The organism is Bradyrhizobium sp. 62 (assembly GCF_023073035.1).
Lineage (GTDB): Bacteria > Pseudomonadota > Alphaproteobacteria > Rhizobiales > Xanthobacteraceae > Bradyrhizobium.
Genome location: NZ_JADPIT010000032.1, coordinates 421432 through 427439 on the forward strand (window position 1 = coordinate 421432; position 6008 = coordinate 427439).

The window sequence follows — 6008 nt, forward strand, 5'->3', positions numbered from 1 at the left end:
CTTGCGGCTGGCTCAGTTCGCCATCCGATGCATCGCGCAGATTTTGTTGCCATCCAGGTCGCGCAAATACGCGATATAGAGATTGACGCCGGGGCCTTGGCGGATGCCGGGAGGATCTTCGCAGGGAATGCCGCCGGCAGCGATGCCAGCCGTATGCCATGCATTGACCTGCTCCGGCGAGTTGGCGGCAAAGCCGATGGTGCCGCCATTCGCAGGCGTCGCCGCTTCGCCGTTGATCGGCTTTGTGACCGAGAACACGCCGGTCTTGGTGATGTAAAAGATGCGATGGCCGTCGACGCGCGCCGGCCGCACCTCGAGCGTGGACAGCAAATTGTCGTAAAAGGCCTTGGCCTTGTCGAGGTCGTTGGTGCCGATCATGACGTGTGAAAACATGTGCCCGTTCCCCTCATTATGAAAATCAAAACGCCGTATAACCGCCGTCGATCACGAACGTATCCGCCGTGTGGTACGACGACGCCTTGCTCATCAGATACACCGCGATGCCGCCGAAATCGCTGGCCTCGCCGAAGCGCCGCACCGGAATTCGCGGCATCACGTTGGCCACGAATTTTTCGTTAGCCATCAGGCCCGACGTCATGTCGCTCTTGATCCAGCCGGGCAGGATCGCATTCGCGGTGACGCCGTGGCGCGCCAGCTCGACGCCGAGCGCGCGGACCAGCGCGTTGATCGCGGCCTTGGTCGCCGCGTAGTGCTCGTTGCGGGCGGTGCCGAAGATCGAGGCGAGGCTCGAGGTCGCCACCAGCCGGCCGAAGGGATCGCCCGCCTCGGCGCGCTGGGTCATGTGTTTTGCGGCCGTCTGGAACGCGTGGAACACGCCGTCGAGATTGGTCGCAAACATTGTGCGCCATTCCTCTTCGGTGCGTTCGATGAAGGAGCGCCGGCCGCCGCCGCCGATGCCGGCATTGGCGAAGCAGCCGTCGACGCGGCCGAATGTGTCAAGCGTGGCCTTCATCGCGGCATTGACCGAGGCCGGGTCGGTGACGTCGCAGACCCGCGCGTCGACCTTGCCGGGCAAGCCCGCCAGGCTCGCGGCAGCGCTGCTGTTCTTGTCAGGATTGCGGCCCCAGATCGAGACGTTGCAGCCCTGGCCGGCGAGCGCCTGCGCGATGCCGAGTCCGATCCCGCCATTGCCGCCGGTGATCACGGCGACCCGTCCTGAAAGGTCGAAAAGGTTCATGGCGCGCTTCCTGTTTTTGCTTGGCGCGCATCAGCCGCTGCGCGCAAGATTGCTTGCTATGCTCTGATCACCATGGACAAGACCGCGCCAAAAATCAAATATGCGCCCCGGCAAAAGCAATTCCGGTCTGCGAAACTGGTGCAGGCCGCAACTCACGAGGAAACCATGCAGTTCAAACACGTCACGCTCGATCTCGATGGTTCGGTCGCGATCCTCAAGCTCGACCATCAGGAGGTGATGAACGCGGTCTCCGTCGACATGCTGGGCGGTCTCGCGGAAGCGCTCGACGCGATCGAGGAAAAGAAGGACGAGGTGCGCTGCGTCGTGCTCACCGGCGCGGGACGGGCGTTCTGCACCGGCGCCAATCTGCAGGGCCGCAATAACCAGTCGAAGAAGACCAAGGCCGGCCTGACGCTCGAGACCGGCTTTCATCCCTTCCTGCGCCGCATCCGCAATCTGCATTGCCCGATCGTGACTGCGGTCAACGGCCCGGCGGCCGGCGCCGGCATGAGCTTCGCGCTGCTCGGCGACATGATTTTATGCGCGCGCTCGTCCTATTTCCTGCAAGCCTTCCGCCGTATCGGCCTCGTGCCGGATTGCGGCTCGACCTGGCTCTTGCCGCGGCTGATCGGCAAGGCACGCTCGATCGAATTGTCGCTGATGGGCGAGCGGCTTCCCGCCGAGAAGGCGCTGGAATGGGGCCTCGTCAACCGCGTCTATGATGACGGCGTGCTGATGGAGGAGGCGATGAAGCTCGCGCGCGACCTCGCCAGCGGCCCGACGGTCGCGCTGTCGCTGATCCGCAAGCTCTATTGGGACAGCCCGGAAAATTCCTTCGAGGATCAGCTCAATCTCGAATTCCAATGCCAGCTCCGCGCCGGCGACACGGATGATTTCCGCGAAGGCGTCGGCGCGTTCCTGGAGAAGCGCCCTGCGCAGTTCAAGGGCAAATGATCGAGCCCGAGCTCTCCCGCAGCGTTGCGCGCTGGTGCAAGGGGGCGACCGGCGTGACGGGCGCGGCCAAGCTGTCCGGCGGCGCCAGCCAGGAGACCTGGCGCTTCGACATCGTGCATCCCGACGGGCCGATCGGTGCGATCTTGCGCCGCTCGCCGAAAGGCTATGGCGCGGCGCCGACGCGCGCGGCGGGTCTTGCCGCCGAAGCGCAACTGATGAAGCTCGCCTATGAGGCCGGCGTGCCGTCGCCGCGCGTGATGCATGTGTTGGTGCCGGACGACGATCTCGGCACCGGCTTCATCATGCAGCGGGTCGAGGGCGAAACCATCTCGCGCAAGATCCTGCGCGACGACGAGTTCGCCGCGGCGCGGCCGCGTCTCGCACGGCAGATCGGCGGCGTGCTCGCGAATCTGCACAGGCTACCAGGCGACAAATTGCCCAAGCTGCGCAGCCGGTCCGCGACCCAGGAGATCGGCGAGTTCGAACGCGATTATCGCAGCCTGGACTGGCCAAAGCCGGTGTTCGAATTGGCGCTGCGCTGGCTGCGCGACCAGGACCCGGGTCCCGCCGGCGAGACGACGCTGGTGCATGGCGATTTCCGCAACGGCAATCTCATCATCGGTGCCGACGGCGTGCGTGCGGTGCTGGACTGGGAGCTCGCCCATCTCGGCGATCCCATGGAGGATCTCGGCTGGGTCTGCGTCAATTCCTGGCGCTTTGGCGAGATCGACAAGCCGGTCGGCGGCTTTGGCTCGCGTGAGGAGCTGTTCGCCGGCTATGAGGCGGCTGGGCGGAAGGTCGATCCATCGCGTGTCAAATTCTGGGAAGTGATGGGCACGCTGCGCTGGGGCATCATGTGCGGCGGCATGATGCAGCGCTTTCGCGAAAGTCCGGACCATTCGATGGAACGCGCCATGATCGGCCGTCGCGCTTCCGAGACCGAGATCGATCTGTTGCGGCTGCTCGCGCCGCGGGAGAGTTGACCATGCAGGACGAGCCGACCCCGATCGAGCTGACCAAGTCAGTCGCCGATTTCCTCCGCAACGACATCACGCCGCTGATCTCCGGCCACCAGGCTTTCAAGCTGCGCGTCGCCATCAACATCCTCGATCTCGTGACACGGCAGTTGACGCAACAAGAGGGCCGCGATGCTGCGGAGGTGGAGCGGCTGCGCGGGTTGCTCGGCATGGACGGATCGGTCACCGACCTGAACCGCGCGCTCGCCGAGCGCATCGCCAAAGGCGAGGTCGATCTGGCAACGCCGGGCCTCGCCGAGCATCTGTGGCAGACAACGATGGACAAACTTGCCGTCGACCAGCCGGGTTATGCATCGTACAAGCGCGAGTTGGGGCGAGACGGGTAAGCGGCGCCTAATTCTCCGCGGTCATCGCCCGCGAAGGCGGGCGATCCAGTATTCCAGAGACGGCAGTGATTGGGCTGAGAAGTCGCGGCGTACTGGATGCCCCGGTCAAGCCGGGGCATGACACCGGTGGTATTGGGAGTCGTGACGGGCGGAGAGAGACCGCCCTACTTCCCCACCCATTTCGGAGGCCGCTTCTCCGCAAACGCCTTCGGGCCCTCGATGTAGTCCTGCGAGGCCACCATCGCCTTCACCGCCGGATATTCCCGCTGCTCCTCGATCGCCTGCTCCAGCGACACGCCGAGGCCCTTCTGGATCGCCTGCTTCGAGGCGCGGATCGACATCGGCGAATTCTTGGTGATCATCTCGGCCCAGCGCAGCGCGGCCGTGAGCGCCTCGCCCTGCGGCACCACCTCGTTGACGAAGCCGAGCTCGTGGCCCTCCTTGGCGCTGACATGGCGCGCGGTGAGGATCATGCCCATGGCGCGCTTCAACCCGATCTGGCGCGGCAGCCGGTGCAGGCCTCCGGCAAGCGCGGCCAGCCCCACCCGCGGCTCGGGCAGGGCGAAGGTCGCGTTCTCCGAGGCAATGATGAGGTCGCAGGCCAACGCGATCTCGAAACCGCCGCCCATGGCGACGCCGTTGACCGCGGCAATGATCGGCTTGTCGCAGTCGAAGCGCGCGGTGAGGCCGGCAAAGCCACCCTTGTCCCAGCCGCGCTTGCCGCCGGCCGCCTGCCACTTCAGATCGTTGCCGGCGCAGAACGCCTTGTCGCCGCTACCGGTGACGACCGCGATCCACTGCTCGGGATCGGCGGAGAAATCGTCAAATACCTTTTGCAGCTCGAAATGCGCGTCGGTGTGCAGCGCGTTGTAGACCTCGGGCCGCGACAGTGTGACGATCGTGATCGGCCCCTTGCGTTCCACCTTTGAGAACTTCAGCTCCATGGTCGCTCCGCATTTTCTCGTGAAGGAATATTGCGGCCATACTAGCGCGCAGGCGCGTTTCAACACCATCGAATTGCGCGGGCGCGCCTTGCGCCTCTCACACGCCTCGCATTGCTTGACTTGGCGGCGCTCTTCTCACCTTAATCGTGCGAAGTAAAGCTGCGCCCAGCGCCTTAACGCAAAACGAAAAAACACCCGGGAGAGAGCCGTGGATTTCTCATTGCCTGCCGATCTCGTCGCCTATCTCGCAGAGCTCGACCGTTTCATCGAACGCGAGATCAAGCCGCTGGAGGAAGCCGACGACAACATCCGCTTCTTCGATCATCGCCGCGAATGGGCGCGCACCGATTTCGAGAATGGCGGGCTGCCACGCCACGAATGGGAAGCGCTGCTGCGCAAGGCCAAGGATCTCGCGGACGCCGCCGGCCATCTGCGCTTTCCGGTGCCGAAGCAATATGGCGGCAAGGATGGCTCCAACCTCTGGATGGCCGTCATCCGCGAGCACTTTGCAGCCAAGGGGCTCGGTCTGCACAACGATCTCCAGAACGAGCACTCCATCGTTGGCAATTTCCCTGTCGCGACCATGCTGGATCGCTATGGGCGCGACGACCAGAAGGCGATGATCGATGGCTCCATCAAGGGCAAGTACCGCATCACCTTCGGCCTGACCGAGCCAAATCATGGCTCCGACGCCACCCACATGGAAACGCGCGCGGTGCCGGCGACCCGCGACAACGTCAAGGGCTGGATCATCAACGGCGAGAAGATGTGGACCACCGGCATGCACGTCGCCACCCACTGCGCGCTGTTCGCGCGGACCTCGGGCAATGACGGCGATGCGCGCGGCATCACCTGCTTCCTGGTTCCAGCCAAGAGCCATGGCGTGAAGATCGAAGAGTACATGTGGACCTTCAACATGCCGACCGATCATCCCCGCGTCAGCTTCACCGACGTGTTCGTACCGGAGGACGCGCTGTTCGGCGAGGTCGGCCGCGGCCTGTCGCTGGCACAGTGCTTCGTCCACCAGAACCGCATCCGGCAGGCGGCGAGTTCGCTCGGCGCGGCTGTTTATTGCATCAACGAGAGCGTGAAGTATGCGCGCGAGCGAAAACCGTTCGGCAAGGCGCTGGCCGAGAACCAGGCGATCCAGTTCCCGCTGGTCGAGCTTGCGACCCAGGCCGAGATGCTGCGCCTGTTGATCCGCAAGACCGCCTGGGAAATGGACAAGCTCACCGAGGAGCAGATCGAGCGCACGCTGTCCGACCGCGTCTCGATGTGCAACTATTGGGCAAACCGCCTCTGTTGCGAATCCGCCGACCGCGCCATGCAGGTCCACGGCGGCATGGGCTACTCACGCCACAAGCCGTTCGAGCACATCTACCGCCACCACCGCCGCTATCGCATCACCGAGGGCAGCGAGGAGATCCAGATCCGCAAAGTGGCGGGATTTTTGTTCGGTTATATGGGGCCCGGGAAGCATTAGAGGATTATCGCGAGCGGAGCGATCCAAAGTCTTTCCAGAGAGACAGTCTGGATTGCTTCGTCGCAA

Annotated in this window: 7 protein-coding genes; 4 read left to right on the forward strand and 3 right to left on the reverse strand. The window is 64.2% G+C overall.

The annotated features are described in order from the left end of the window. Nucleotides 1-12: 12 nt before the first annotated feature. Nucleotides 13-393 (reverse strand): VOC family protein, encoded by a 381-nt coding sequence (locus IVB47_RS31380; protein ID WP_027568952.1) that lies wholly within the window; start codon nucleotides 391-393, stop codon nucleotides 13-15. 25 nt (nucleotides 394-418) lie between these two features. Continuing rightward, nucleotides 419-1198 carry an SDR family oxidoreductase gene (locus tag IVB47_RS31385; RefSeq protein WP_027568953.1) on the reverse strand — a complete coding sequence of 260 codons (780 nt, stop codon included), beginning with the start codon at nucleotides 1196-1198 and terminating at the stop codon, nucleotides 419-421. A 165-nt stretch (nucleotides 1199-1363) separates the two neighbouring features. On the opposite strand from IVB47_RS31385, the gene IVB47_RS31390 reads away from it, so the two are divergent. From IVB47_RS31390 to IVB47_RS31400, 3 genes are read left to right on the forward strand one after another with little or no spacing between them, the layout of a single operon-like run. Next, a complete protein-coding gene (locus tag IVB47_RS31390) occupies nucleotides 1364-2152 on the forward strand; it encodes an enoyl-CoA hydratase/isomerase (RefSeq protein WP_027568954.1) in 789 nt (262 codons plus the stop codon). Continuing rightward, a complete protein-coding gene (locus IVB47_RS31395; RefSeq protein ID WP_247467297.1) occupies nucleotides 2149-3135 on the forward strand; it encodes a phosphotransferase family protein in 987 nt (328 codons plus the stop codon). Before IVB47_RS31390 ends, IVB47_RS31395 begins: the two co-directional genes overlap by 4 nt. Before the next feature lie 2 nt (nucleotides 3136-3137). Continuing rightward, a complete protein-coding gene (locus IVB47_RS31400) occupies nucleotides 3138-3515 on the forward strand; it encodes a DUF6285 domain-containing protein (RefSeq protein ID WP_247467300.1) in 378 nt (125 codons plus the stop codon). 164 nt (nucleotides 3516-3679) lie between these two features. Here the strand turns inward: IVB47_RS31400 and IVB47_RS31405 are convergent, their stop codons facing one another. Further along, nucleotides 3680-4459, reverse strand: coding sequence for an enoyl-CoA hydratase-related protein (locus tag IVB47_RS31405; RefSeq protein ID WP_027568957.1), 780 nt, complete (start codon nucleotides 4457-4459; stop codon nucleotides 3680-3682). Nucleotides 4460-4667: 208 nt separating this feature from the next. Between IVB47_RS31405 and IVB47_RS31410 the strand changes: the two genes are divergently transcribed. Next, entirely contained in the window at nucleotides 4668-5942 is a 1275-nt protein-coding gene (locus tag IVB47_RS31410; RefSeq protein WP_247288630.1) for an acyl-CoA dehydrogenase family protein, read from the forward strand. The last annotated feature ends 66 nt before the right edge of the window (nucleotides 5943-6008 follow it).

Excerpts from the sequence above, each read along its gene's own strand:
- IVB47_RS31400 (WP_247467300.1), top strand. The coding sequence starts at position 3,138 with ATGCAGGACGAGCCGACCCCGATCGAGCTGACCAAGTCAGTCGCCGAT.
- IVB47_RS31380 (WP_027568952.1), bottom strand. The coding sequence starts at position 393 with ATGTTTTCACACGTCATGATCGGCACCAACGACCTCGACAAGGCCAAG.
- IVB47_RS31385 (WP_027568953.1), bottom strand. The coding sequence starts at position 1,198 with ATGAACCTTTTCGACCTTTCAGGACGGGTCGCCGTGATCACCGGCGGC.
- IVB47_RS31390 (WP_027568954.1), top strand. The coding sequence starts at position 1,364 with ATGCAGTTCAAACACGTCACGCTCGATCTCGATGGTTCGGTCGCGATC.
- IVB47_RS31395 (WP_247467297.1), top strand. The coding sequence starts at position 2,149 with ATGATCGAGCCCGAGCTCTCCCGCAGCGTTGCGCGCTGGTGCAAGGGG.
- IVB47_RS31405 (WP_027568957.1), bottom strand. The coding sequence starts at position 4,459 with ATGGAGCTGAAGTTCTCAAAGGTGGAACGCAAGGGGCCGATCACGATC.